At 68.9% G+C, this 25,875-nt stretch carries 26 protein-coding genes; 18 read left to right on the top strand and 8 right to left on the bottom strand.

From position 1 onward, the window contains the following. Positions 1–11 precede the first annotated feature (11 nt). From DMH01_RS17480 to DMH01_RS17465, 4 genes are read left to right on the top strand one after another with little or no spacing between them, the layout of a single operon-like run. Positions 12–398, top strand: a complete 387-nt coding sequence (locus DMH01_RS17480; RefSeq protein ID WP_125678010.1) for a VOC family protein — start codon at positions 12–14, stop codon at positions 396–398. Further along, positions 398–715, top strand: coding sequence for a metalloregulator ArsR/SmtB family transcription factor (locus DMH01_RS17475; protein WP_125678008.1), 318 nt, complete (start codon positions 398–400; stop codon positions 713–715). The genes DMH01_RS17480 and DMH01_RS17475 overlap by 1 nt, the downstream gene beginning before the upstream one ends. Then, on the top strand, positions 637–1,158 hold the full coding sequence (locus tag DMH01_RS17470) for an SRPBCC domain-containing protein (protein ID WP_370323472.1): 522 nt from the start codon (positions 637–639) through the stop codon (positions 1,156–1,158). The genes DMH01_RS17475 and DMH01_RS17470 overlap by 79 nt, the downstream gene beginning before the upstream one ends. 46 nt (positions 1,159–1,204) lie before the next feature. After that, a complete protein-coding gene (locus DMH01_RS17465; protein WP_125678004.1) occupies positions 1,205–1,777 on the top strand; it encodes a TetR/AcrR family transcriptional regulator in 573 nt (190 codons plus the stop codon). Here the strand turns inward: DMH01_RS17465 and DMH01_RS17460 are convergent. Both DMH01_RS17460 and aztA read right to left on the bottom strand, forming a co-directional pair. Continuing rightward, the gene (locus DMH01_RS17460; RefSeq protein WP_125678002.1) at positions 1,768–2,538 is read right to left on the bottom strand and encodes an SGNH/GDSL hydrolase family protein; all 771 of its coding nucleotides are present in this window, start codon (positions 2,536–2,538) and stop codon (positions 1,768–1,770) included. The two genes, DMH01_RS17465 and DMH01_RS17460, sit on opposite strands and share 10 nt — an antisense overlap. 55 nt (positions 2,539–2,593) lie before the next feature. Next, a complete protein-coding gene (gene aztA, locus DMH01_RS17455; protein ID WP_125678001.1) occupies positions 2,594–3,304 on the bottom strand; it encodes a zinc ABC transporter ATP-binding protein AztA in 711 nt (236 codons plus the stop codon). Positions 3,305–3,351: 47 nt separating this feature from the next. On the opposite strand from aztA, the gene aztB reads away from it, so the two are divergent. The 4 genes from aztB to aztD are packed head-to-tail and all read left to right on the top strand — an operon-like array spanning position 3,352 to position 7,491. Then, the gene (aztB, locus tag DMH01_RS17450; protein WP_125677999.1) at positions 3,352–4,203 is read left to right on the top strand and encodes a zinc ABC transporter permease AztB; all 852 of its coding nucleotides are present in this window, start codon (positions 3,352–3,354) and stop codon (positions 4,201–4,203) included. After that, the gene (locus DMH01_RS17445) at positions 4,200–5,396 is read left to right on the top strand and encodes a hypothetical protein (protein WP_125677997.1); all 1,197 of its coding nucleotides are present in this window, start codon (positions 4,200–4,202) and stop codon (positions 5,394–5,396) included. The genes aztB and DMH01_RS17445 overlap by 4 nt, the downstream gene beginning before the upstream one ends. Continuing rightward, entirely contained in the window at positions 5,393–6,292 is a 900-nt protein-coding gene (aztC, locus tag DMH01_RS17440) for a zinc ABC transporter substrate-binding protein AztC (RefSeq protein WP_125677995.1), read from the top strand. Before DMH01_RS17445 ends, aztC begins: the two co-directional genes overlap by 4 nt. A 26-nt stretch (positions 6,293–6,318) precedes the next feature. Beyond that, entirely contained in the window at positions 6,319–7,491 is a 1,173-nt protein-coding gene (aztD, locus tag DMH01_RS17435; RefSeq protein ID WP_125677993.1) for a zinc metallochaperone AztD, read from the top strand. Positions 7,492–7,747: 256 nt separating this feature from the next. On the opposite strand, the gene DMH01_RS17430 is transcribed toward aztD, so the two are convergent. After that, complete coding sequence (locus tag DMH01_RS17430; RefSeq protein ID WP_125677991.1) at positions 7,748–8,383, bottom strand: response regulator transcription factor; 636 nt, start codon at positions 8,381–8,383, stop codon at positions 7,748–7,750. Beyond that, positions 8,380–9,546, bottom strand: a complete 1,167-nt coding sequence (locus tag DMH01_RS17425; RefSeq protein ID WP_125677989.1) for a sensor histidine kinase — start codon at positions 9,544–9,546, stop codon at positions 8,380–8,382. The genes DMH01_RS17430 and DMH01_RS17425 overlap by 4 nt, the downstream gene beginning before the upstream one ends. Before the next feature lie 171 nt (positions 9,547–9,717). On the opposite strand from DMH01_RS17425, the gene DMH01_RS17420 reads away from it, so the two are divergent. The 7 genes from DMH01_RS17420 (at position 9,718) to DMH01_RS43015 (ending at position 19,761) form a co-directional block, all read left to right on the top strand. Next, a complete protein-coding gene (locus tag DMH01_RS17420; RefSeq protein WP_125677987.1) occupies positions 9,718–10,800 on the top strand; it encodes an ABC transporter permease in 1,083 nt (360 codons plus the stop codon). Continuing rightward, positions 10,797–11,480 (top strand): ABC transporter ATP-binding protein, encoded by a 684-nt coding sequence (locus DMH01_RS17415; RefSeq protein ID WP_125677985.1) that lies wholly within the window; start codon positions 10,797–10,799, stop codon positions 11,478–11,480. Before DMH01_RS17420 ends, DMH01_RS17415 begins: the two co-directional genes overlap by 4 nt. Positions 11,481–11,913: 433 nt before the next feature. After that, positions 11,914–13,182 (top strand): aspartate kinase, encoded by a 1,269-nt coding sequence (locus DMH01_RS17410; RefSeq protein WP_125677983.1) that lies wholly within the window; start codon positions 11,914–11,916, stop codon positions 13,180–13,182. Continuing rightward, a complete protein-coding gene (locus DMH01_RS17405; RefSeq protein ID WP_125677981.1) occupies positions 13,179–17,243 on the top strand; it encodes a Pls/PosA family non-ribosomal peptide synthetase in 4,065 nt (1,354 codons plus the stop codon). The genes DMH01_RS17410 and DMH01_RS17405 overlap by 4 nt, the downstream gene beginning before the upstream one ends. After that, the gene (locus tag DMH01_RS17400; RefSeq protein ID WP_125677979.1) at positions 17,240–18,604 is read left to right on the top strand and encodes an aspartate aminotransferase family protein; all 1,365 of its coding nucleotides are present in this window, start codon (positions 17,240–17,242) and stop codon (positions 18,602–18,604) included. Before DMH01_RS17405 ends, DMH01_RS17400 begins: the two co-directional genes overlap by 4 nt. A gap of 79 nt (positions 18,605–18,683) precedes the next feature. Then, complete coding sequence (map, locus tag DMH01_RS17395; protein ID WP_125677977.1) at positions 18,684–19,490, top strand: type I methionyl aminopeptidase; 807 nt, start codon at positions 18,684–18,686, stop codon at positions 19,488–19,490. 121 nt (positions 19,491–19,611) lie between these two features. Next, positions 19,612–19,761, top strand: coding sequence for a hypothetical protein (locus DMH01_RS43015; protein ID WP_167373467.1), 150 nt, complete (start codon positions 19,612–19,614; stop codon positions 19,759–19,761). A gap of 14 nt (positions 19,762–19,775) precedes the next feature. Here DMH01_RS43015 and DMH01_RS17390 read toward each other — a convergent pair whose 3' ends face one another. After that, positions 19,776–20,444 carry a hypothetical protein gene (locus DMH01_RS17390; protein ID WP_125677975.1) on the bottom strand — a complete coding sequence of 223 codons (669 nt, stop codon included), beginning with the start codon at positions 20,442–20,444 and terminating at the stop codon, positions 19,776–19,778. 266 nt (positions 20,445–20,710) lie between these two features. On the opposite strand from DMH01_RS17390, the gene DMH01_RS17385 reads away from it, so the two are divergent. Next, positions 20,711–21,076, top strand: a complete 366-nt coding sequence (locus DMH01_RS17385; RefSeq protein WP_125677972.1) for a helix-turn-helix transcriptional regulator — start codon at positions 20,711–20,713, stop codon at positions 21,074–21,076. A 46-nt stretch (positions 21,077–21,122) separates the two neighbouring features. On the opposite strand, the gene DMH01_RS17380 is transcribed toward DMH01_RS17385, so the two are convergent. Together DMH01_RS17380 and DMH01_RS17375 are read right to left on the bottom strand one after the other, a co-directional pair. Then, complete coding sequence (locus DMH01_RS17380; RefSeq protein ID WP_125677970.1) at positions 21,123–21,410, bottom strand: hypothetical protein; 288 nt, start codon at positions 21,408–21,410, stop codon at positions 21,123–21,125. A 62-nt stretch (positions 21,411–21,472) separates the two neighbouring features. After that, positions 21,473–22,444 carry a helix-turn-helix domain-containing protein gene (locus DMH01_RS17375; RefSeq protein WP_125677968.1) on the bottom strand — a complete coding sequence of 324 codons (972 nt, stop codon included), beginning with the start codon at positions 22,442–22,444 and terminating at the stop codon, positions 21,473–21,475. 120 nt (positions 22,445–22,564) lie between these two features. Here DMH01_RS17375 and DMH01_RS17370 point away from each other — a divergent pair, with 120 nt between their 5' ends. Together DMH01_RS17370 and DMH01_RS17365 are read left to right on the top strand one after the other, a co-directional pair. Further along, positions 22,565–23,155, top strand: a complete 591-nt coding sequence (locus tag DMH01_RS17370; RefSeq protein ID WP_125677967.1) for an isochorismatase family protein — start codon at positions 22,565–22,567, stop codon at positions 23,153–23,155. A gap of 293 nt (positions 23,156–23,448) precedes the next feature. Continuing rightward, on the top strand, positions 23,449–25,188 hold the full coding sequence (locus DMH01_RS17365) for a pyruvate dehydrogenase (protein ID WP_125677966.1): 1,740 nt from the start codon (positions 23,449–23,451) through the stop codon (positions 25,186–25,188). Between the two features lie 8 nt (positions 25,189–25,196). Here the strand turns inward: DMH01_RS17365 and DMH01_RS17360 are convergent, their stop codons facing one another. Further along, the gene (locus DMH01_RS17360; RefSeq protein ID WP_125677965.1) at positions 25,197–25,772 is read right to left on the bottom strand and encodes a TetR/AcrR family transcriptional regulator; all 576 of its coding nucleotides are present in this window, start codon (positions 25,770–25,772) and stop codon (positions 25,197–25,199) included. Positions 25,773–25,875 lie beyond the last annotated feature (103 nt).

Raw genomic sequence — 25,875 nt, 5'->3', positions numbered from 1 at the left:
ATGGTGTCGGTATGAACATCGACCGCATCCAGTTCCTCACCGTGCCGGTTGCCGATCAGGCCAAGGCGCGGGACTTCTACGTCGGCAAGCTCGGTTTCGACCTGCTCGTCGACGTCAGTGGCCCGCACGGCCCGTTCGTCATGGTCGGCCCCAAGGGGGCGGAGACCGGCATCGTCCTGGTCGACCGCGCCGTCGGCGGGCTCGACCACCAGACGCGTGTGCATTTCCAGCTGAGCACCGCCGACGTCGATGCCGACATCGCGGAGCTTCGTGCCCAGGGCATCGAGGTCGACGATGCGGAGGAGATGCCGTGGGGTCGTGTGACCTCGGTGCAGGATCCCGACGGCAACGCGATGGGGTTGCTCGAACCGTCCGGCTACGGCAACTGGCCGCGCTAGTGCCGGTCAACGACGACGTCTTCGCCGCGCTCGCCAACCCGGCCCGCCGCGAGGTGCTGGGCATCCTTCTCGACGGCCCGCGGGCAGCGGGGGAGATCGCCGAACGCTTCGACATGCGGCGGCCCAGCCTGTCGGAACACCTTCGGGTGCTGCGTGAGGCCGGACTCGTCCGGGAAGAGCGGCAGGGCCGCAATCGCGTCTACTTCCTCGAGGCCGCGCCGCTGCAGGAGGTCTCCGACTGGCTTTCGCCCTACGAGCGCTACTGGCGCGGGAAGCTGGGCAACCTGCGCGACCTGCTGGACGAGGAGGAGTTCTGAACGACGAGGATCCGACGGCCGTTCACGTCGATCAGTTCCTGGCGCATCCGCCGCGCAAGGTGTGGCGCGCGCTGACCGAACCGCAGCTGCTGGAACGCTGGCTCCGGATGCCGAACGATATCAAACCCGTTGTGGGGCACCGGTTCGAGCTGCTCGCGGACCCTGTTCCCGCCGCCGGATTCGAGGGCGGGCCGGTCGCCTGCGAGGTGCTGGCCGTCGAGCCGGAACGATTGCTGAGCATCAGCTGGGGTCCAGAGTGGACGGTCACCTGGCGGCTCGTGCCGGAGGGCCGGGGGACCAGGCTGTTCCTCAGCCACGAGGGCTTCGATCCCGACGACGAATTCCAGCGGATGTCGCGCCGGATCATGGGCGGCGGCTGGCGCACCGCGGTCCCGAAGGCGCTGGCGCGCGTGCTGGACGAGATGCCGGACCAGAGGACGTAGGTGAGCCGCGGGACAAGCCCTCGACAGCGGGTCTAGGATCCCCGCTGTGACGGACGAGAAACCGCTCCGAGCCGATGCCCGCCGTAACCGCACACGGGTGTTGGAGGCCGCGGAGCGCGTCTTCACGGCCAAAGGCACCAGCGCGCCGACCGAAGAAGTCGCCCGTGAAGCAGGCGTCGGAGTCGGCACCGTGTTCCGGCACTTTCCCACGAAAGAGGCGCTTCTGGAGGCGGTGCTCTTCGCGCGCCTTCACCGCTTCGTCGACGAAGCGGAGGCCACGGTGGCCGCCGACTCACCCGACCCGGGCGCCGCGTTCTTCGGGTTCCTGACCGGCTGGATCGAGATGTCGGGTGCCAAGAACGCCTACTTCGAAGCCCTGTCGGCGGCCGGCGTCAGCGTTCCCTCGGCCGGTTCGGTCATCGGTGTCCGCCTGAAGGACGCGCTCGGCGTTCTGCTCAGCCGCGCGCAGGACACCGGCGACGTCCGCAAGGATCTCGGCGTCGACGAACTGATCCCGGTGATCATCGGAACGGCGAAGGCGGCGGAGCATGCCGGACCCGAGTTCCGGGCCCGGACGATCTGCATCCTCTTCGACGGGCTTCGGCCGCGTCAGGCGTAGGGATCCATCGTCGGCCGCTTCGGCGCGAGCTCGTCGCCCGACGATTCGCCACGCAACCTGCGCTTGATCCACGGCACAGCGTGCTCCTTGCCCCACTGGAGGTTCTCGGTGCGCCGCGCCCGCGGGCTCAGCAGCGGTCGCGGTCCGAGTTCGGCGGGAGTCAGCTTGTGCGGTTCGCCGAGCGCGTCGAGTACGGCGATGGCGATCTCGTTGTGTCCCAACGAGTTCAGGTGCAGCCGGTCCGGCGCCCACAGCCGCCTGTCCCGCAGTTGCCGCATCGCCCACATGTCCACCAGCAGCGTCCCATGCCGCGCGGCGATACCGCGGACGTGCTCGTTGTAGATCGCCACGCGGCCCCGGATCCTGCGGAACAGCGCGTCTTCGACCCCGTCGACACCGGTGAAGAGGACGACCCGCGCGCCCGTGGCCACGACCTTGCCGACAGCGGCGTCGTAGTCGTCGATCAGAGCATCGATATCGACCTTCGGGCGCATCAGATCGTTGCCGCCGGCGTACAGCGTCACGAGGTCCGGCTTCAGCGCGAGCGCCGGGTCGAGCTGCTCCGCGAGGACCTGTCCGAGGAGCTTGCCGCGGATCGCGAGGTTGGCGTAGCGGAAGTCCTGGTGGTTGGCCGCGAGGGTGCCCGCGACGCGGTCGGCCCAGCCGCGGACGCCGTTGGGCGACGACGGGTCCTCGTCGCCGACACCCTCGGTGAATGAATCACCAAGGGTGACTAAGCGCTTGCTTATCGCGGAGGACATGAGGCTGCCCCCTCGAATGGTGATGGCATACCGGGATGGTACTGAACCGGCCGGATCAGGCGATCACCGGCAGGCCCCAGGCCTCCGCCACGCGCGCCGGGGTCAGCACCGACACCGGCGCGCCCTCGCCGACCAGCTGGCCGTCCTGGAGCAGCAGGCAGTGATCGGCCCGGCCCGCCACTTCGAGGTCGTGCGTGACGCGCAAGACCGTCGTGCCTTCGGCGACCGTGGTGCGCAAGGCTTCGTCGATCAGGCCGCGGGCGTGCAGGTCGAGCCCGGCCGATGGCTCGTCGAGCAGCAGCAGCCCGGCCTGCTGAGCCAACCCCTGCGCCACCAGCGCCCGCTGGCGTTGCCCGCCGGACAGCGTGCCGATCAACCGGTCGGCGATCGACGTGATCTCCAGTAGCTCCAAGCATTCCCCGACGATCTTCCGGTCCATCTTGGACAGTCGGCGCCAGTGACCGCGGTGCGCCCAGCGGCCCATCGTGACGGTGGCGCGGACGGTGATCGGCAGTGACCGCGACACCTCGCTCTGCTGGGTCACGTAGGCGACACGTCCCTGATCCCGCCGGATCACCGAACCGGTGGTCGGCGGGAGCACGCCCGCGACGAGGTTCAGCAGTGACGACTTACCCGCGCCGTTCGCGCCGGCGATCGCGGTGAGCCGCGCCGACGGTACCTGGGCGGTGATCCCGCGCAGCACCTCGCGGGAGCCGTAGTGGGCGTGCACGCGGTCGATCGTGAGCGCCGCTGTGTCCGGGGTCATCACACCTCTTTCAGATAATGACAATCATTACCACTATAGTGTGACGCGTGGAATGGTTGCTGATCCCCTTCGAGGTGTCGTTCGTGCAGCGTGCGCTCGTGGCGGGCGTGCTCGTCTCGGCGGTGTGCGCCGTCGTGGGCACCTGGGTGGTGTTGCGCGGCATGGCCTTCATCGGCGACGCGATGTCGCACGGCATGTTGCCCGGCGTGGCGATCGCCTCGCTGACCGGTGTGAACCTGCTGATCGGCGCGGCTATCAGCGCCGGGGTGATGGCGATCGGCGTGACGGCCCTCGGCCGTTCGCGGCGGCTGTCCGAGGACACCACGATCGGGCTGCTCTTCGTCGGCATGCTCGCGACCGGGGTGATCATCGTGTCCCACTCGCGGTCGTTCGCGGTCGATCTCACCGGGTTCCTGTTCGGTGACGTGCTCGCCGTCGGATCGGGTGACCTGGTGGGTCTCGCGATCACCCTGCTCGTCGTGGGGGCGGTGGCGCTGGCGGGGCATCGTTCGTTCACCGCGCTCACCTTCGACGTCCGCAAAGCGCACACACTGGGGCTTCGTCCACGCCTGGCGAACGCGGTGCTGCTCGGGCTGGTCACGCTGACGATCGTCGCGTCGTTCCGTGTCGTGGGGACGTTGCTGGTGTTCGGACTGCTCATCGCCCCCGCCGCGGCGGCGCTCTTCTGGTCGCGGCGGATCACCACGATCATGCTCATCGCGGCGTTGCTCGGCATCGCCGCCACGGTCGGCGGCCTGCTCGTGTCGTGGCATTGGGGCACCGCGGCGGGCGCGACCATCGCCGCCGGCGCGGTCCTCCTGTTCTTCCTTTCCGCGTTCCTGTCCTTTGCACGACAGCGATTCCGTTTCCTGACACCGGCGATCGAGAGCTCACGATGAAACTGAAAGCAGTGACGGCGGTCGTCGCGGCGCTGACCCTGGCGGCGTGCGGCTCGGAGCAGCCGAAGGAGGTGACCGCGGAAGTCCCGCACGGCTACGTCGAAGGCGCCGAGGAGGCGGCCGAGGCCCAGTCGCGGCTGATCGTCGCCGACACGGACACCGGCGCCGTACGCGTCGTCGACCTGATCACCGAGGAGGTGCACGAGGTCGGCCGGGTCGATGGCGTGCGAGCCGTGACGGGTGACGGCCGCTTCGGTTATCTGACCGCCGGCGACGGCACGATCCGGGTGATCGACAGCGGCTCGTGGATGGTCGACCACGGTGACCACGTCCACTACTACCGGGCGAAGGTCAAGGAAGTCGGCGTGGCGCCCGGCAAACAGCCCTTGGCGGCCTACAGCGATCCGGCGGTCACCGCACTGTCCTATTCGGACGGTACGGCGACGTTGCTGGACCGGGCCGCGCTCGACAAGGGCACCGTGACCGAACTGGGGAAGATCACGCGCGAGCCGCACGCGGGGGTCGCGATCCCTTACCGCGAGCACATCATCGCCTCGGTGGCGGACACGGGAAAGCCGCTCGCCCGCGGAGTGCGCGTCCATGACCGTCAGGGCAAGGTCGTGGCGGAGGTAGCCCAGCCGTGCCCGGATTTGCAGGGCCAGGCCGTGACCAGGCGCGGAGCCGTCTTCGGCTGCGCGGACGGGGCCCTGCTGGTGACCGAAAAGGACGGTGTGTTCGCCGGGGTCAAGATCCCGTACCCGCGCGACGTCGGCGCGCAGGAACGCGCCACCGCCTTCTTCCACCGGCCCGGCGGTTCCACGCTCGCGGCGCGGGCGGGGGAGTCCGCGGTGTGGTCGCTGGACGTCGGCCGTCGCAGCTGGCAGCACGTCGAGACCGGCCCGGTCGCCGCGGTGAACGCCGTCGGAGAGGGTGGCCCGCTGCTGGTCCTCACCCGGGACGGAAAGCTGCGCTCCTTCGACGCCGCCGGAAAGGAACAGACGGCCATCCCGCTCCTGGCGCCGGAAGCGACCGCCACCGGCGTCCCGTCGATCCAGGTCGATTCGACCCGCGCCTACCTGAACAACCCGCTCTCCGCCGAGGTGTACGAAATCGACTACAACGACAACCTTCGCCGTGCCAGGACACTGAAGGTCGGCGGCAAGGCGGCGCACATCGTGGAGACCGGCCGATGAGGCGCCGCGTACTCGCGCTGGTCGTCGTGGCGCTGCTGGCGGCGGCCGGCTGCTCCGGGACCGGCGGAGGTGGCAAGTCGGTCGTCGTCACGACGAACATCCTCGGCGACATCACCCGCGCCGTCGTCGGCGATCAGGCCGAGGTGACGGTGCTGATGAAACCCAACGCCGACCCGCATTCCTTCGGTATCTCCGCGCAGCAGGCGGCTCAGGTCGAGCGCGCCGGGCTGATCGTCTACAACGGACTCGGGCTCGAAGAGGGGATCCTGCGGACCGTCCGCACGGCCGAGGAAAGCGGCGTACCGGCGCTGCCCGCCGGGGAGCGGGTGAATCCGATCAGTTACGCCGACAACAAGCCCGATCCCCACTTCTGGACGGATCCGGCGCGGGTGCGCGACGCGGTGAAGACGATCGTCGACGAGGTCGTCGCCCATGTCGACGGCGTCGACGAAGCGGTGATCCGCGCCAACGCCGAACGCTATCGCGGGGAGATCGAGGCGCTCGACAAGACGATGACCGAGAAGTTCGGCGGGATCCCGCCCGAGCGCCGGAAGCTGGTCACGAATCACCACGTCTTCGGCTACCTGGCCCAGCGGTTCGGCTTCCAGGTCGTCGGCGCGGTGATCCCCGGCGGGACCACGCTCGCCTCACCCAGTTCCTCGGATCTGAAAGCACTCGCCGACACCGTTCGCGCGGCCGGAGTTCCGGTGATCTTCGCCGATTCCTCGCAACCGGACCGGCTCGCGCGGGTCCTGGCCGAGCAGGCCGGGCTGCACGTCCAGGTCGCCCCGTTGTTCTCGGAATCGCTCAGCGAACCAGGCCAGGGCGCGGCCACCTATCTGGAAATGATGTGCGCCAACACCGAATCGATCACCACCGGTTTGACCCGTTCCTGACCGGAACAGACGAAAGGCACACGAAAATGGCACGGAAAGCCCGATATCTCGCGCTGATGGCGACGACGGCGAGCACGCTCGCGCTCGCCGCCTGCGGGACCGAACAGCCGGCCGCGGAGCCCGGCAAGGACGCGGCCCCGGCACCGGTCGTCGCCGATCCGGTGGCCGTCACCTATGACGGCGGAATCGTCCTGCTCGACGGCAAGACCTTGAAGGAAGCGAAGAAGCTTCCGCTGGAGGGCTTCAACCGGCTCAACCCCGCCGGGAACGACCGGCACCTCCTGGTCTCGACCTCCACCGGATTCCGGGTCCTCGACGCCGTCGGTGCCGTGCTCACGGACAACGAGGTGAAGGCGACGAAGCCGGGGCACGTCGTCCGGCACGCCGGCAAAACGGTGCTGTTCGCCGACGGGACCGGTGAAGTGACCGTCTTCGACCCGAAGACGATCGGCACCGCGGCGATCCCCGCGCCGAAGCACAAGACGCCCGAGGCGCATCACGGCGTGGCCGTCGAACTCGCGAACGGCGAACTCCTCACCACCGTCGGCAACGAGGACAAGCGGTCCGGGATCGTGGTGCTGGACAAGGACAAGAAGGAGATCGCACGCAACGAGCAGTGCCCCGGCGTGCACGGTGAAGCCGCCGCGCGCGGCGAAGCGGTCGTGGTCGGCTGCCAGACCGGTGCGCTGATCTACCGCAACGGCGTCATCACCAAGGTGACCAGCCCGGACCCCTACGGGCGCATCGGCAACCAGGCGGGCTCGGACGTCTCACCGATCACCCTGGGCGACTACAAGGTCGACGAAGCGGCCGAACTCGAACGCCCGACCCGGATCTCCCTGATCGACACCGAGAAGGCCACGCTCAAGCACGTCGACATCGGGACGAGCTACACCTTCCGGTCGCTGGCCCGCGGACCTCAGGGTGAGGCCCTGGTGCTGGGCACCGACGGGCAGATCCACGTGATCGACCCGGTGAGCGGTGCGGTGACGCGAAAGATCGCCGTCCTCGGCACCTGGCAGGAGCCGATCGAGTGGCAGCAGCCGCGGCCGGCGATCTTCGTCAGGGGCGGAACCGCCTACGTCACCGATCCCGGCAAGAAGGAGATCCACTCCGTGGACCTCGCGACCGGGACGAAGACCGCGACCGGGACGATTTCGGGAACGCCGAACGAGGTCAGCGGCGTGCTCGCCCACTGATCCGCTCTGATTTCGCCTCAAGTACATGAAGGCCCCCTTCCTTGCGCCTGGCGCAAGGAAGGGGGCCTTCATGTACTGGTGAAGGTGTGAAGGTCGAGTTTCTTCGGCTGAGCCGAGGGAAGGAGCACACGCGCAGCCGCTGTGACTGCTGATGCACAGGAGACGAACGTGGCGATTGGCAAGTCCGTGAAGGCCTCCTTACCTACCTTCAGGGTAGGCAAGGAGGCCTTCACGGACAGCCGGTCATCCCTGCCGCTCAGCGCCGGATCAGGCCGAGGTCGGTCGCGGTGGCGACGGCGGCGGTACGCGAATCGACGCCGAGTTTGGTGTAGCTGCGGGCAAGATGGGATTTCACCGTGCCCTCGGTCAGGTGGAGCCGGTCCGCGATGGCCCGGTTGGACAGGCCGTCGGCGACCAGGACCAGGACTTCGATCTCGCGCAGCGTCAGTGCGGTGGCGGGCATCCGCATCCGGTTCATCAGCCGGTCGGCGACGGTCGGGGCGAGCGTGGTGCGGCCGGCGGCGGCGGTGCGCACCGCCGCCGCCAGATCCTCGGGCGGGGCGTCCTTGAGGAGATAGCCGGTGGCGCCCGCTTCGATGGCGGGCAGGGTGTCGGCGTCGGTGTCGTAGGTGGTGACGATCAGGACCCGCGGAGCGTCCGGCCGCGCCGTGATCGCCGCGGTGGCCTCGGCGCCGGTCATGCCGGAGCCGAAACGCAGGTCCATCAGCACGACGTCGATGTCGCCTTCGGCGGCCCGGACCACCGCTTCTTCCGCGGTCGCGGCTTCGGCCGAGACCACGAGGCCCGGTTCGGTTTCCAGCACGGCACGCAGCCCGGCCCGGACGATGGGGTGGTCGTCGGCCAGCAGGAGCCGGATCGGGGGTTCGGTCACGGGCATTCCTTGGGCAGTCGCGCGGACACGGTGGTGCCGCGGCAGGGGGAGGACTCGACGGTGAAGATCCCGTCCAGCGCTTCGGTCCGGGTGCGCATCGCGGTGAGCCCGAAGCCGCTGTGGTCCGGGTCGAAGCCGACGCCGTCGTCGACGACGGCGAGGGTGACGTACTCGCCGCGGTAGCTCAACGTGACGTCGGCGGTGGACGCCTCGGCGTGCCGGACGGTGTTCGCCAGTGCCGCTTGACCGATGCGCAGCAACGCCACCTCGTGCGCGGTCGGCAGCGGAACGGGGTCGCCGTCGAGCTGGAAGCGCGCGGTGATCCGGTGCCGCGAACTGGTGGTGGCGCACAGCCGGGCCAGCGCGTCGGCCAGTGTGGTGTCGTCGAGCGCCGGAGGAGACAGTGCTATGACGAACCGGCGGGCTTCGGCGAGGTTGTCCGCGGCGGCCTGACGAGCCTGTTCGACGTAGCGGGCGGCGTTCCCCGCGGTATCGGGCAGTGTCCTTTCCGCCGCACGCAACAGAAGTTGAATACTCGACAGGCCCTGCGCGAGGGTGTCGTGGATCTCGCGGGCCAGCCGCTCCCGTTCGGCGAGCACTCCCGCCTCGTGCTGGGCCTCGGCGAGGTCGGCGCGGGTGGCGGTGAGCTCCTCGATCAGGTTCCGGCGCCGTTCGCTTTCGCGGTACAGCGCCTGATAGCCCCAGACGACGGCGACCGCGACGGCGGCGCCGAGTGCCGGGCCGATCGCCGCCGCCGGGACGAAGGAACCCTGGTGGGCGGCGAACGCGGTGATCGCCGCCAGCGCGGTCGCGATCACCGCGACCAGGCCTTGGCGGCGCGGCAGCAGGTGCAACTGCAGGAAGTACAGCGGAAAGGCGACCCAGACGCCGTCGGCGGTCAGCACCAGCAGGACCAGCCACACGACGCCCACCGCGATCAGCCACCACAGGGCCGCCCGCCGGGACGTCCTGACGCGGGGCAGAAGCGGGCCGACCGCGTACACCACGGCGCACGTCGCCGCCGCCGCGACGACCGCTCCCGCTTCGGGCGAGCCGTCCGCCACCGCCCGCGCGGCCGCCAGCGTGAGCAGGGCGATGAGCAGCAGGTGCAGACACCAGGTCAGCACCCGGCTGGTCGGGGTCAAAGCGGGCACGGCGGTCACAGTGCGTCCAGATTACGGAGCGGGATCCGCGGCCGCCTCTATCCAAAGGTAGAGGCGGCGTGCCGTCTTCCGGCGGGCGAAGTGCCATCTCCGGCCGGATGCCTGCGCGGTCACCGGCGGCGATCGTGGAGAGGTAACCAGCCCACCCGCCAGAGAGGACAGACCCGAGCCGTGTTCGTCGCCTGGAGAGATCTGAGATTCGCCAAAGGACGGTTCGCCCTGATGGGTGCCGTCGTCGTCCTGATCACCCTGCTGGTCGGCCTGTTGTCCGGGCTCACCGCGGGCCTGGGTGAGCAGAACATCTCCGCGATCACCGGTTTGCCCGCGGACAAGATCGTCTTCGCCGCCCCCGGTCCCGGACAGAGCCTCTCCTACGCCAATTCCGCTGTCACCGATACACAGCGGCGGCAGTGGGCCGAGACCCCGGGTGTCACCGCGGCCGAACCGCTGGGCATCGCCACCACCAAGGCCACCGCGGGCGACCGCAGCGCCGGGATCTCCGTTTTCGGTGTCCGGACCGGATCCGCGCTCGCCCCGGACGCCGAAAAGATCACCGGCGACTCGGTGGTGCTGTCGACGTCCGCCGCCGACGAGCTGGGCGTCCGGAGCGGGGACACCGTCGCCGTGGCCGGGCGTCCGCTGACGGTCGCCGCCGTGACGGGAGACGCCTGGTTCAGCCACACGCCGGTGATCTGGGCAGGCCTCGACGTCTGGGCGAAGACAGCGCCACCCGCCGGCGGTGAGCCGAGCGCGACAGTGCTCGCGCTGACCACGACGGCCGGCGCCGATCTCGCGGCCACCGACGTCGCCGCCGGCACGAAGACGGTCTCTAAAGGCGACTCGCTGTCCGCGATCGGCTCCTACACCTCGGAAAACGGTTCCCTGCAGCTGATGCGTGGCTTCCTGTTCGCGATCTCCGCCCTCGTGATCGGCGCCTTCTTCACCGTGTGGACCATCCAGCGCAGCGGTGACATCGCCGTCCTCAAGGCGTTGGGGGCGAGTACCGCCTTCCTGCTGAAGGACGCGCTCGGCCAGGCCGTCGTCCTTCTCGTCGGCGGCACCGCCATCGGTACCGGCTTGGCCGTCGGGCTCGGCGCGGTGGTCGCCGGCTCCGCCGTGCCCTTCCTGCTGACTCCGGCCACCGTGCTCGTGCCGTCCGCCGTGATGATCCTGCTCGGCGCGCTGGGCGCGGCGCTTTCCGTCCGCCGCATCACTTCCGTCGACCCGCTGACCGCACTGGGGAGTGCCCGATGAGCCTGAACCTGACCGGCGTCACCTTGACCTATCCCGACGGCGACACCCGCCTCACCGCACTGGACGACGTCACGCTGGACGTCCCGGCGGGCACGCTCACCGCGGTCGCCGGACCCTCCGGCTCCGGCAAGTCCAGCCTGCTCGCCGTCGCGGCCACCCTCATCACCCCGGACGAGGGGACCGTCACCGTCGACGGCACCACGACCACCGGACTGACCCGCGGCGAACTCGCCGAACTTCGCCGCCGCAAGATCGGGATCGTCTTCCAGCAGCCGAATCTGCTGCCCGCCCTCACGGCCGCCGAGCAGCTTCAGGTCATGGCCCGGATCGACGGCCGCTCCCCGGCCGGGGCACGGGGTGTGGCCATGGACCTGCTGGACGCCGTCGGGCTCGCAGCGCAGGCCGGACGCCGCCCGCACCAGCTCTCCGGCGGCCAACGGCAGCGGGTGAACATCGCCCGCGCGTTGATGAACGAACCGACTGTGCTGCTGATCGACGAACCGACGAGCGCTCTCGATCACGAGCGCGGCGCGGCGGTCGTCGATCTGCTCGCCTGCCTGACGCGCGAGCGGGCCACCGCCACCGTCCTGGTCACGCACGACCGTGTCCATCTCGCCGCGGTGGAACGGATCGTCGAAGTGCACGACGGACGGCTGGGCAGCCCCTCGCCGGTCGGCTGACGATTCTCCACAAAGGACGGACGTGCGTATCCGCGTGTCCGCTTTCCGGTCAACGGGAAGAATGACGTTTTCCTCCCCGGCGCCGGAGAGGTAAAAGGATCTCGTAATGCCCGGCGAGTGGGGAAATTCGTTCCGTTTTGTCACGACGATGTTTTCCCGAATTTCGAAGCAGCTACGAATTTGTCATTCTTCTGTCCTAATTCCATCGAACTCGGCCGTTTGCCGTCATAGCGTTACCCGCTGTCGCAGGGTTATGGCCTGCGAGAAACGGGCGGCCGAGCTTTCGTACTTATGGAGGTACCCGTGGAATGTGTCCCGCACTACTTTCCAAACCTGTCGTCCCTGCCGAGTCGTCTTACCGGGCAGGGAGTCCCGGACCCTGTCGTATGCCCAGCCGCGAATGCGGCCATTTGCGGCGCCCTCATGAAGGAAAATGGTGAATTTCTCCCCAGAACTCGATGTCAGCCCGGATACGGATTTACGGAATTCGCGAAGCGAAGGACTGGTCATACGAAAATACGGTGGCTCGTCGCTGGCCACACCGGCAATGGTGAACGAAGTGGCCACCGAGGTGGCCGCGATCGCCGAAGCGGGGGATCGGGTGGTCCTCGTCGTGTCGGCGATGGGGGACAGCACCGACCGGCTGATCGCCTTGGCGGGCGAGTTCGCCGAACCGCCCGCTCCCCGTGAACTCGACCAGTTGATGGCGACCGGTGAGCAGGTCTCCGCGGCGGTGCTCGCCATGGCGCTGACCGAGCGCGGGGTCGAAGCCGTCTCGCTGTCGGGCGACCAGGCGGGGATCGAGGTCGCAGGCGAACCGGGAGCGGGCACCATCGTGCGGATCGATCCCGGCAAGATCGTCGCGCGGCTGCGGGACGCGCAGGTCGTCGTGGTCGCCGGGTTCCAAGGACGGACCGCCGACGGTGAACTCCTGACCCTGGGCAGAGGTGGCTCCGACACCACCGCGGTGGCACTGGCGGCCGCGCTCGGTGGTGCCGAATGCGAGATCCGCACCGACGTCCACGGCGTGCGCACGGCCGACCCCCGGATCGTGCGGGACACCCGGCCGGTCCGGACGATCTCCTACGACGCCATGGTCGAGCTCGCCGGGCTCGGCGCCCGCGTGCTGCATCCCAGATCCGTCGAGCTCGCGCGCCGTCACGGGGTGGCGGTGCGGGTGAAGCACTCGTCGGATCCCGGTCCGTCCACCGTCGTCAAGGCGGAAGAAGAACCGCTGGAAGACACGCCCCGCGTCATCGGTATCGCACACGAACGCGACGTACGTCTGGTCCGGGTCGAGGTTTCGGCCTCGGACCCCGACCATTACGCACGCGTACTCGCGATGCTGGCGGGCTGCGGAGTGAGACCGGACAACCTGAGCTGGCCCGATCCCGGCGAACTCAGGTTCACGGTCCGGGGTACGGAGCCACTCGGCCCGCCGATCACCCGGCTCGCGACGGAGCTGGACGCCCGCTCCACGGTCTTCGAGGAGCTCGGCTCGGTATCCGTGGTCGGCACGGCGCTGCTCGATCCGCCCGGTTTCCTGCCCGAGTTGCTGCGGGTCCTCGCCGGGCACCGGGTCGCGGTGCCGGCGATGACGACGTCGCGGTCGCGCCTCACCGCGGTGATCCCCGCCGACGTCGTCGACACCACCGTCCGAGCCCTGCACGACTCCTTCGGCTTGGCGGAGGACAGGGCATGAGCCCGTACGGACAGCCGTCGGGGCAGTTCACCACCGACGGCCTGGTACTGACCTGCGACGGCCACGACCAGCGGGTTCGATGGCGCACCGGTGATCGGCTGGAGCTGCTGTACGAGCGGCTCTGCGACCGGTTGCGCGCCGACGGTCTCGGGAACCGCCTCGCGGTGGACGCGGGAGACGTGAAGGTCACGTTCGACGGGCTGGACGAGCGGGCCAATCGGCTCGCGCGGCACCTGCTGACGCGAGGGGTGCGGCCCGGTGACCGGATCGGGCTGCTGTTCACCGAACCGGTGCATCCCTACGTCGCGATGCTCGCGGTGCTCAAGGTCAACGCGGCGTATGTGCCGCTGGACGCGGGCTTTCCGGACGACCGCCTGGCCTACATCGTCCAGGACGCAGGCGTCCGGCTCGTGATCTCGATTTCCGGGCTGCGGGATCGGTTCGAGCCGGGCGGTGTCGACGTGGTCTGCCTCGACGACGACTCGGACCGGATCGCCGCACTGCCGGGAACCCGGCTCAGCCGGGCCGAGAAGGGCGCGCCGGCCGACGAACTCTGTTACGTCGTCTACACCTCCGGGTCGACCGGACGCCCGAAAGGCGTGACGATCGACCACGCCTCGATCTGCAACTTCGTCACGGTCGCCGCCGACGTCTACGGCATCCAGGAAACCGACCGGGTCTACCAGGGCATGACGATCGCGTTCGACTTCTCGGTCGAGGAGATCTGGGTGCCGTTGCTGAGCGGCGCGACGCTCGTGCCGAAACCCGGCGGGACCGCTCTGGTCGGGCACGACCTCCTCGAATTCCTGCGGGAGAACCGGGTCACCGCGTTGTGCTGTGTCCCGACCCTGCTGGCCAGCCTCGACGAGGACCTGCCGCTGCTGCGGTTCCTCCTGGTGTCCGGCGAAGCGTGCCCCGAAGACCTCGTGCGCCGCTGGTATCGCGCGGACCGGCGGTTCCTCAACGTCTACGGCCCGACCGAGGCCACGGTCACCGCGACCTGGTCGGTGCTGCGGCCCGACCGGCCGGTGACCATCGGGGTGCCCCTGCCCACCTATTCGGTCGTCATCCTCGATCCGGACGAGCCGAGGGCGCTGGCCGCGGGCGAACTGGGGGAGATCGGCATCGCGGGGATCGGGCTCGCCGGCGGTTACCTGAACCGGCCGGACCTGACCGAGCGCGCGTTCATCCCGGACTTCCTCGGCATCGGGCACAACCCGTCCCGCCGGATCTACCGCACCGGCGATCTGGGCCGGATCACCCCCGACGGCGAGATCGAATACCACGGCCGCGCCGATACCCAGGTGAAGATCCGCGGCTACCGCGTCGAACTCACCGAGATCGAGTCGGTCCTCCTGCGGATCCCCGGAATCGCCCAGGCGGTGGTCGAAACCCACCATCCGGAAGCGGGCACCACGGAACTGGTCGCCTACTACAGCCTGCGGCGCGACAACGAGGACGTCGATCCCGGAGAACTACGCCGCCGCCTGGCGGAACTGCTGCCGGGCTACATGGTGCCCGCCTACCTCGAACGGCTCGACCACATCCCGTTGACACCGGCGGGCAAAGCCGACCGCAAGCATCTCCCGGCACCCTCGAGCCCACGAAGAGCGGGCAACGACGTCGACTACGTGGCGCCCACGACGAAGACCGAACTGCGTTTGGCCGAGGCTCTGAGCGGTGTCCTCGGGATCGAGCCGATCTCGGTGACGGGGCACTTCTTCGACGACTATGGCGCCGACTCCCTGCTGCTGGCCAAGTTCTGTGCCGTGGTCCGGGAACGGGGCGAGGTCGCGCCGCTGTCGGCCAGGGACGTGTACCTCAATCCCACCATTCGCGCCCTCGCCGACGCGACCGCCTCCGCGGCCGAGGTCACGATCGCCCGCGCCGAGGAGCCACGCCGGGCGTCCACCGTGTCCTATGTCCTTTGTGGAGTGTTCCAGCTCCTGGCCTTCCTTGCCTACGCCGCCGGTTCGGGCTGGCTCCTGGACACGGGATTCCTCTGGATCGACGCCGCGACAGGGTTCGCCGAGAGCTACGCGCGCGCCGCCGGGCTCGGGCTCGTCGTGTTCGTCGTTCTCTCCGTGGTGCCGATCGTGGCGAAGTGGATGATCGTGGGCCGGTGGAAACCGGGTGAGATCCCGCTGTGGAGCGTCGGCTATCTGCGTTTCTGGACGGTCAAGACCCTGGTCAGGTTCAGCCCGCTGATGCTGTTCGTCGGCACTCCGCTGTACTCGTGGTATCTGCGGGCGCTCGGGGCGGACATCGGCAAGGGCGCCCTGATCCTGTCCCGGAACCCGCCGGTCTGCACCGATCTGCTCCGCGTCGGTGCCGGCGCTGTCATCCGGAAGGACGCCTTCTTCTCGTGCTACCGCGCCAGGGCGGGCCGGATCCAGACCGGCACGGTCACGCTCGGCGCCAACGCCTTCGTCGGTGAAATGACCGTGCTCGACATCGGCACAGCTCTCGGAGACGACGCGCAGCTCGGCCACTCGTCTTCCTTGAACTCCGGACAGTCCGTCCCTGACGGCGAGAGCTGGCACGGGTCTCCTGCCCGCCTGTCCACCGTGGACTACCGGGCGTTGGGTACGGTCGCGCGCGGCAGGCTCAGGCCGATCGCCTTCTGCGCGTCCAGCCTGCTGCTTCTGCTGCTCGGCACACTGCCACTGACCCTGGGCGGTGCCGGTGTGCTCGTCGAACAGTGGTTCACGACGACGGTGGACTTCACGAGCTGGGCCTTCTACCTCGGCCGGATCGCCGACTCGGCGCTGCTGTACTTCGGTGCGTTGCTCGCCGGACTGGCGGTCGTCCTCGTGCTCCCGCGCCTGCTCGGCCTGTTCCTCCAGCCAGACCGCGTCTACCCGCTCTACGGCAGGCATTTCGCGATCCAGCGGCTGATCGCGCGGCTGACCAACCTGCGCGCGTACACGTACCTGTTCGGCGACAGCAGCTACATCGTGTACTACCTGCGCGCGCTGGGATACGACCTGTCGAAGGTCCAGCAGACCGGATCCAACTTCGGGGTCGAGGTCAAACACGAGACACCGTTCCTCAGCACGGTCGGCACCGGGACGATGGTCTCGGACGGCCTTTCACTGCTCAACGCCGATTTCTCGGCATCGTCGTTCCGGCTGCGCAGGACGTCCGTCGCGCCGCAGGCGTTCCTCGGCAACGAGATCGCCTTCCCGCCGGACGCGAGGATCGGCCGGAACTGCCTGCTGGCCACCAAGGTTCTCGTTCCCCTGGACGGACCGGTCCGGGAGAACGTCGGCCTGCTGGGATCGCCCGCGTTCGAGATCCCCCGCACCGTCCGCCGCGACACCGGGTTCGAGCACCTCGGCACGGGGGACGCGCTGCGCCAGGGTTTGCGGGCGAAGAACCGGCACAACACCGTCACCATCGGCGTCTACCTGCTCGTGCACTGGCTCCACCTGTTCGGAGTCCTGCTGATCGGCGCGGCCGCCGGCGCCCTGCACGACCGGATCGGCTCACTGGCCGTCGGCGGCGGCATCGTCGCGACACTGGTGTTCTCGGTCGCGTTCCTCATGCTGGCGGAACTGGCCGTACAGGGCTTCCGGGCGATGCGGCCGCTGTTCTGCTCGATCTACGACCCGGCCTTCTGGCGGCACGAACGATTCTGGAAGCTCAGCCCCGCCCGCTACCTCGCGTTGTTCGACGGGACACCGTTCAAGCCGTTCCTCTTGCGCCGTCTCGGCGTCCGGATCGGCCGCCGTGTCTTCGACGACGGGTGCGCGATCCCGGAACGCTCCCTGGTGAGCGTCGGCGACGACTGTGTGCTCAACCTGCACACCGTCGTGCAAGGACATTCGCTCGAAGACGGGACCTTCAAATCCGACCACATCGCCATCGGCGCGGGATGCACGCTCGGCGTCGGCGCCTTCGTCCACTATGGAGTGACGATGGCGGAAGGAGCGATCGTCGAGGCCGACGCGTTCCTGATGAAGGGCACCGTGGCCCCGGCACGAACCCGCTGGCACGCCAACCCGGCGGTCGAACTCGACACGGCCGAGGAGATCGCCGCGGCAAGGAGACTGCCATGACCCACATTTCCACGACGAAACGGACGCCTCACGTCGAGGGTGCCCTGCCGGGGCCGCGCTCCGCGGAGTACCTCGAACACCAGCGCCAGTGGGAATCCACTGCGCGGGCCTATCCACGCAACCTGCCGATCGCGATCGCGGGCGCGGCGGGAAGCTACCTGTGGGACGTGGACGGGAACGTCTTCCTCGACTTCCTGGCGGGCGCGGGGGTGCTCTCCCTCGGCCACAACCATCCCGAACTGGTGCACGCGGCCACCGAACAACTCCACGTGCTCACTCACGGCCTGGACTTCCCGACGCCGGCGAAACGCGACTTCGTCGACGCTCAGCTGTCGATGCTGCCGCCCGGCCTGCGCTCGCGGACGCGGATGCACTTCTGCGGTCCCGGCGGGGCCAACGCCGTGGACGCCGCGATCAAACTCTGCAAGACCGCGACCGGCCGTGGCGACCTGGTGTCCTTCCAGGGCGGATTCCACGGCTCCAGCCACGCCGCGATGGCGTTGACCGGTCTCGTCGCCCAGAAACGGCCGATCGCGAACGGCGTACCCGGAGTGCACTTCTTCCCGTACTCCTACTGCGCTCGGTGCCCGGTGGGGCTTTCGCCGGACACCTGCGAGACCAACTGCGTGGGCCTGCTGGAACGATCGCTGCGAGATCCCAACGGCGGCATCCCCCTTCCCGCCGCGGTGATCCTGGAAATGGTGCAAGGCGAAGGCGGGATCATTCCGGCGGACCGCGATTTCGTGCGGCGTGTCCGCGCGCTGACCGCGGAACTGGACATCCCGCTCGTGGTCGACGAGGTGCAGACGGGGTGCGGCCGCACCGGAACCTGGTTCGCGTTCGAGCACTATGACATCGAGCCCGACGTGATCATCGCTTCGAAGGCCTTGAGCGGGATGGGGCTTCCGGTGGCGGTGATCTTCTACGACCAGCGACTCGACGGCTGGGCGCCCGGTGCGCACAGCGGCACGTTCCGGGGCAACCAGGCGGCGTTCGCCGCCGGTGCGGCGGCGGTCGACGTCGTCCGGCGGGACGACGTGCTGGGCAATGTCCGGCAGCGCGGGCGACAGCTCTCGCGACGACTCGGCATCCTCCACGACCACCTCTGGGTCCGTGAGGTTCGCGGCCTCGGCCTGATGTGGGGGATCGAGCTGGCCGATCCGCGCGATGGCCGCCCGGCGGGCGGATACGCCCGCGCCGTGCAGGCTCACGCGCTGCAGCATGGCCTGATCGTCGAACTCGGCGGCCGCGACGACAGCGTGATCCGGTTGATGCCCCCGCTCACCGTGACCGCCGAGGAGATCGAGCTCGCGTGCGGGATCCTGCTCGACGCGATCGAGCGCTGCGGCCCGCCACGGTAGAACGCCACTGGTTGGTATTATTATACCGGCTTCTGTTAAGGTGCCGGTATAATAATACCAACCAGTGGCAGAGGGTCCCATGATCGAACTGAAGACGCCCGCCGAGATCGAGCGCATGCACGTGACCGGGCGTTTCGTCGCCGAAGTGCTCGCCGAGGTCGGCGATCTCGCGGACGTGGGCGTCAACCTGATGGACCTCGAACATCACGTACGCGGCATGATCGAACGCCGCGGCGCGGAGTCGTGCTACTGGGACTATGCGCCGTCCTTCGGTAAAGGCCCGTTCCGCAACGTCATCTGTCTGGCGGTCAACGACGCCGTCCTGCACGGCCTGCCCCACGACTACACGCTGCGCGACGGGGACGTGCTCACCGCGGACCTCGCGGTGAAGATCGACGGCTGGGCGGCCGACTCGGCGCGCACGGTCATCGTCGGGACGCCCGCCGAGGAGGACCTGCGGATCGTCCGCGCCACCGAGGAGGCCTTGGAAGCCGCGATCGAGGCCGCGCGTCCGGGCAACCGCCTCGGCGACATCTCCGCGGCCATCTGGGCGGTGGCCCGTGCCCACGGCTATCCGGTGAACACCGAGTTCGGCGGCCACGGCATCGGCCGCACCATGCACGAGGAACTCCACATTCCCAACAAGGGCAAGGCGGGCCGGGGCCTGAAGCTCCAGCCTGGACTCACCGTCGCCCTCGAGCCCTGGTTCGCCCGTACGACCGACCGGATCGTCTTCGACGACGACGGCTGGACCATCCGCTCGGCCGACGGCTCACGCACGGCCCATTCCGAGCACACGGTGGCCATCACCGAAGGCGATCCGCTGGTGCTGACCAGGCGCGAGCACGAGCTGGTCGCCGATCGTGTGCCCACAAGGGATTCCTGAGTCCCTTGCGAGTCGCCTCCGGGGAAGTTCGACCGAAAACTCCGAATACGGCCCGTCACCATCGGCGCGACCGTTAGAGTGAACGGTCGCTGTAGTCATCACCCCTGAGGAGTAGCGGTTCATGATCGCCGAGAGCGCGAACCAGCAGAGCGTGACCTTCCCGCAGGAAGCCACGCCGATCTTCGACCTGGTCGCGAAGATGGTGGCGCGGACGAAGACCGAGGACGAGCACGACTTCGACCGCGAAGCCGGTCTCGCGACCCCGGTGTAGCTTCCAGCCGAGAGTCATTCAGGCGGCGTGCCCGCGTGGGCACGGAGTTCCGCGGCCGTGCGTCGGGCGTGGGCCAGACCGTCGAGGATCCATTGCGGGGGCTGGCGGTCGTTGGTCGCGATCCGCTCGTAGGCGGCGACCAGCCTTTCCGCGATCTTCAGCCGGGCGTCCGCGGCCGCCGGTTCACGCGTCGCTTCGCCTTCGCCCTGTTCGGCAGGGATGGTGACCAAGGCGAGGTGGCCGGTCGGCGCCGTCGCGGTCTCGGGCGCGGCGTCGGGTCGCAGGTCCGGGGTCGGCAGCCGGCGTAGGCGGAAGGCCGTCTGCTCGGTGTGTCCCGGTGCGGCTTCATGGCGTGCGTCCTGCGTTGGGAAAGGATCCGCCCGGAATCGCACGACCGAGGGCCAGTACCGGGTCCGAACGGACTGCGGTGTCGCCCCGTCGAGTCCGCACGCGATCTCCTGCCACGTCTTACCGTCGAGCCGCGCGGCAACCACCGCCGCTTCGAGGATCTGCTGCGCCATCCCGATCAGGCCGGAATGATCCCGCGTCGAGCACGCGTCCTGTTCCCCTGTGGTGTCCACCCGGGCGGCGTTCGCGGCGAGATCGGCCAGCTCCGCCGCGTGCGCGGCGAGGGCCAGGTGAGCCCGGGTGGCGGCGGTCGGGAGGGAGTGGCGTGTGGTCACCGTCCACTCCTCGTGGTGGGCCGGAGGGTCGACAGGAGGCTCGCGGAATCCCGCATGCCGTGACTCACAGGTGTTCTCACCTTCTTTGATATGCAGACTTGCATAAATATGCAATTCATGGGCGTGTGCCGGTGTCGAAGTAACGCGATTTTGTGCCCTGATCGGGTGTGGTCGTGCCGGATCCGCGCGAGGTGAGGTTCGGCGGCTCCGCGAATCGGGCACGATCAGCTCGTGTGGACCGCCGGGCCGGCGGGGAAGGGATGCCGATGAACAGCCCCCTTTATCAGGCGACGGCGGAATTCTTCAAGACGCTGGGGCATCCCGTCCGGATCCGCGTGCTCGAACTGCTCAGCGAGCGGGACCACCACGTCTCGGAGTTGCTCGCCGACCTCGGTATCGAGCCCGCCAACCTGTCCCAGCAGCTCGCCGTCCTGCGTCGCGCCAACCTGGTGGTGCCACGCAAGGAGGGCACGACCGTCTCCTACTCGTTGACCAGCCCGTCGGTCGCCGAACTCCTCGCGGTCGCTCGCGGGATCCTGACCGGGGTCATCGCCGGCCAGTTGGGGTTGCTCGACGATCTGCAGAATTCCGCCGGTGTTTCCGGCGAAGCGCATTCACCGGAAACAGACTGAAAATCGACAACAGGCTATTTCGTTCGTTCATCGCGTCCGGTGATCGTCATTTGCTTTCCTTGCCGTCATCGGTACGCGGCTCGCTCGATTCGGAATTGTCATCGCGGGGGAGCGTGCCATTTCCGGCGGCCGCCTTCCTCGTCTCCTCGACCAGAGAGTCGAAGATGGGGGTTCCGCACAGCTCCACATGGTCCTCCGTCACGCCGGTCTTCGTGCCCGGGCCATCTTGCCCCGGAACGGCTTCTTCGATCCAGTTCCGCCGGGCAATGCACTCGATAGAGCTCACCCTCCGGGGTGAGCTATTCACCGGGGTGAAAACAAGAGTGTAGGACATGGCGCTTTCCGTGCTCACAGTCAGCCCCGCCGGTTTGCGGAAATAATGATTCCACTTTCCCGTCAGCTGCGGGAAAAGGATTTCCCCGCGGAGAACTCGAGGCGGTAGCGCGTCGGCGTCGTGCCCAGCGCGGTGGCGAAGTGCTCGCGAAGACGGGCAGGCGTGCCGAACCCCGACCGCGCGGCGACCGCGTCGACGCCGAGCGCGGTCGTCTCGAGAAGGTGGCGTGCCCGCGCGAGCCGTTGTGCGACGAGCCAGCCGTGGACGGTGGTCCCGGTGCGGGCGCGGAACGAGCGGGTGAAGGTGCTCCGGCTCATATGAGCCCGGGCGGCGAGGTCGTCGATGCTGTGCGGCATGTCCGGATGCGACCGTGCCCAGCTCATCACGGTGGTGAGCGGGTCCTCGTCCGCGGCCGGTACGGGAAGCTCGATGAACTGCGCCTGGCCGCCGGGGCGGTGCGGCGCGGCGACGATCCTGCGGGCGACGCGGTTGGCGACGACCTGCCCGGCCGTGCGGGCGAGCAGGTGGAGACAGGTGTCGATCCCCGCGGTCGCGCCGGCGCCGGTCACGATGTCGCCTTCGTCGACGTACAGCTCTTCGGGGCGCAGCTCCACCGAAGGGAAGCGCCTCCGGAAGGTTTCGACCCATTTCCAGTGGGTGGTCGCGGCACGCCCGTCGAGGATGCCGGCGTCCGCGAGGGCGAAGACGCCCAGGCAGAGCCCGACGACGAGTGCTCCGCGTTCGTGCGCGGCTCGCAGTGCATCTGCCACGGGCGAGGTTGTCGAGGATTCCGGGTCGGACCACCACGGCACGACGACGATGTCGGCCTCCGCGAGCACGTCCAGTCCGGCGGGAACGTCGATCGAGTAGCCGGCACTCGTGGCGAGCCTGCCCGGGGCAACGGCGGCGACCGTGATCGGCCACGGTTCCATGTCGCCCGCCGGGGATTCGGCTCCCCACACCAGTGACGGCACGGCCAGATGGAACGGGCTGATCCCCTCGAACGCCAGGACGGCCACACTCGGAGCGCTCATCGATCCCTTCCCGCGGATGTCGGCCGATGCCGACCACAGCTGACCCGAATTCGTATCTCACTATCGGATCGGGTCAGCGACCATGGTAGCCGTACCGACCGGAAAGCGAAGGAACACACGATGACCAGCACCACCCTCCGCGAAATCAGCACCTTGCCGACGACCCCCGCGACACTCTCGGACGCGACCGTGATCCTCGTCGACTACCAGAACACCTACACGGGCGGCGTGATGGAACTCGACGGCTGGGAAGCGGCGCTCGACGAGGCGGCCACCTTGCTGGCGCGCGCCCGTGCCGAGGGTGCGACGGTCATCCACGTCATGCACGACGGCGGCGAGGGCAGCCCGTACGACCTCGGCCAGGACATCGGCCGGATCCACGAGCGTGTCGCCCCCGGCCCGGGTGAGGAGGTCGTGGTGAAGACCGCGCCGAACTCGTTCGTCGGGACCCGGCTGGGCGAGCTTGTCGATGCCGCCGGGCATCAGGACGTCGTCGTGGCCGGGTTCATGACGCATATGTGCGTCACGTTCACCGCTGAGGGCGCGTTCCTGCGCGGGAACACCCCGACCGTGGTGGCCGGGGCCTGCGCCACACGCGCACTTCCCTCCGCTGTCGGTCCGGTGACCGCCGCGGACCAGCACCGCGCGGCGCTCGCCACGATCGGTGACCTTTACGCCGTCGTCGTCGGGTCCTCGGCCGAACTCGGCTAGGGCGGACGATCTCACGTGATCGACCGGACGACTCGCGTGATCCGGCGGACGACTCGCGTGTCTGGATGGACGACACGCCCGTGGCCGTGGCTCCGCGGCGAGTCGTCCGTCTGATCACGCGAGTCGTCCTTCCACGCACGTGTGTCGTCCATCCAGACACGCGAAACCGCTACCCGCGCAGAGCCCGCTCCCGCTGCTGACTCGATCAGGCCATCTCTCGCTAGGACCTGCGAGGCGGGGCGCGCACGTGGATCATGGGGGTGTCCCGCCGCCGAAGCATCGAAGGGGTCGTCATGGCCAAGCCCAACGTCGCCGAGCAGTTCGTCCAAGTCCTGGTGCAGGCCGGGGTGGAACGGATCTACGGCGTTGTCGGGGACAGCCTGAACCCCGTCGTCGACGCGATCCGCCGCACCCCGGGGATCGAGTGGGTCCATGTGCGTAACGAGGAGGCGGGCGCTTTCGCCGCGGCCGCCGAGGCCCAGCTGACCGGGCGGCTCGCGGTGTGCGCGGGTAGCTGCGGGCCCGGCAACACCCATCTGGTGCAAGGGCTGTACGACGCGCACCGCACCGGCGCCCCGGTGCTCGCGCTCGCGTCGCACATTCCGTCCGGGCAGATCGGGACCGGCTTCTTCCAGGAGACCCATCCCGAACGGCTGTTCGTCGACTGCAGCGGCTATTGCGAACAGATCAGCGGGCCCGCTCAGATGCCGAGGGTTCTGCGGATCGCCATGCAGCACGCGGTGTCCCGCGGCGAGGTTTCGGTGCTGGTGCTGCCCGGCGACGTCGCGCACCTCGACGCTGTCGCGCCCACCGGGTCCGGAGCGCCGGTCACCGAGCACGGAACGATCGTGCCACCCGAGGCCCAGGTGGCGCGGCTCGCCGAGTTGATCAACGACGCCGAGACCGTCACTTTGTTCGCCGGCGCCGGGGTGCGCGGCGCGCACGCGGAGGTGATGGAGCTGGCTGAGACCGTGCAGGCGCCGGTCGGCCACAGTCTGCGCGGCAAGGAATGGATCCAGTACGACAATCCCTACGACGTCGGGATGAGCGGCCTGCTCGGCTACGGCGCCTGCTACCGGGCCATGCACGACGCGGATCTGCTGGTCTTGCTGGGCACCGATTTCCCTTACGACTCCTTCCTTCCTCAGGCACGGACCGTGCAGGTCGACCACGACGCGACCCGCCTCGGCCGTCGCACCCCGCTCGAACTGGCGGTACACGGCGATGTGCGGGAGACCCTGCGGGCCCTGCAGCCGCTCCTGCGGCGCAAGACCGACCGGACGTTCCTGGACCGCATGCTGCGTGATCACTGCAAAACGCTGGAACAGGTCGTCGACGCCTACACCCGCAACGTCGAGCGGCACGTGCCCATCCACCCCGAGTTCGCCGCAGATCTCCTCGACGAGCTCGCCGCGGACGACGCGATCTTCACCGTCGACACCGGTATGTGCAACGTGTGGGCGGCCAGGTATCTCACCCCCAACGGGCGCCGCCGGGTCATCGGGTCGTTCCTGCACGGCACGATGGCCAACGCCCTGCCGCACGCCATCGGCGCGCAGTTCGCCTATCCGGGACGGCAGGTCGTGTCGATGTCCGGCGACGGCGGGCTGGGCATGCTGCTCGGCGAACTGCTCACCGTTGCCCTGCACGACCTCCCGGTCAAGATCGTGACGTTCAACAATTCCTCGCTGGGCATGGTGAAGCTGGAGATGCTGGTGGACGGCTTGCCCGACTATCAGACCGACCACCGCCAGGTCGATTTCGCCGCCATCGCCAGTGGTGCGGGTCTGCGCGCCGAGCGGGTGACCGATCCGACCCGGCTGCGCGCGGCCCTCAAGGAAGCGCTGGCCCACGACGGACCGGCGCTGGTGGACGTCGTGACCGACCCGAACGCGCTGTCCGTCCCGCCGCATATCACCGCCGGTCAGCTCGGTGGGTTCGCCTTGGCCGCGAGCAAGGTCGTCCTCGAAGGCGGGGTCGGGCGGATGATCGACCTCGCCCGGGCCAACCTCCGGAACATTCCCCGGCCGTGACGCGCGTGTCAGGGCCTGCCGGTGCCCATTCCGTGCCACAGCAGGTCGAGCAGGTTCGCGACGTCGCGCCGCCATTCGCCTTTCGGGTCGAGGTACAGCAGTCCGCCCAGTCCACGTAGGACGGTCTCGGGCTCCAGGCCCGCCCGGACGGTGCCGGCGTCGACGTTGGCCTGCAGCAAGGTGGAAACCGCGCCGACCATGTCCTGGTAGGCCCCCGCGGGCAGCTCGCCCCGCGAGGCGGTCGTGGCGCGCAGAGCGTCGGCCAGGCCGCGTTTGGTCATCATGTAGTGCGCCAGGTGGTCGGTCGTCCACACGCGGAACGCCTGCTCCGGCGGGTATTTTTCGAGCAGGCTCGGCACGATCTCGACGAGCTGGCGCACCTCGCGCCGGTACACCGCCAGGATGAGGGCCTCCGGCGTGGGGAAGTGCCGGTACACCGTGCCGACGCCGACCTCGGCCTGCTTCGCTATGGCGTTGAAGGAGACTTCGCCGGAACAGGCCAGCGACTTCGCCGCGGTGGCGAGGATGCGCTCGTGGTTGCGGCGGGTGTCCGCGCGCCGGGGATTGACCGATCCCGTCGTCATGGCCCCTCCTGTCCGCCGACCCGTTGTCCGGTGAATGTAGCCGAGGAACCCGTCGGACCTGGAGCGACTCCAGGGGGAGCATCGACCTTGCCGAGCGGATTGT

Origin of the sequence: Amycolatopsis sp. WAC 04182, assembly GCF_003947465.1 — a bacterium.
In the GTDB taxonomy this organism is placed as follows: Bacteria; Actinomycetota; Actinomycetes; order Mycobacteriales; family Pseudonocardiaceae; genus Amycolatopsis.
This window is presented reverse-complemented; position numbering and strand designations above follow the sequence as displayed.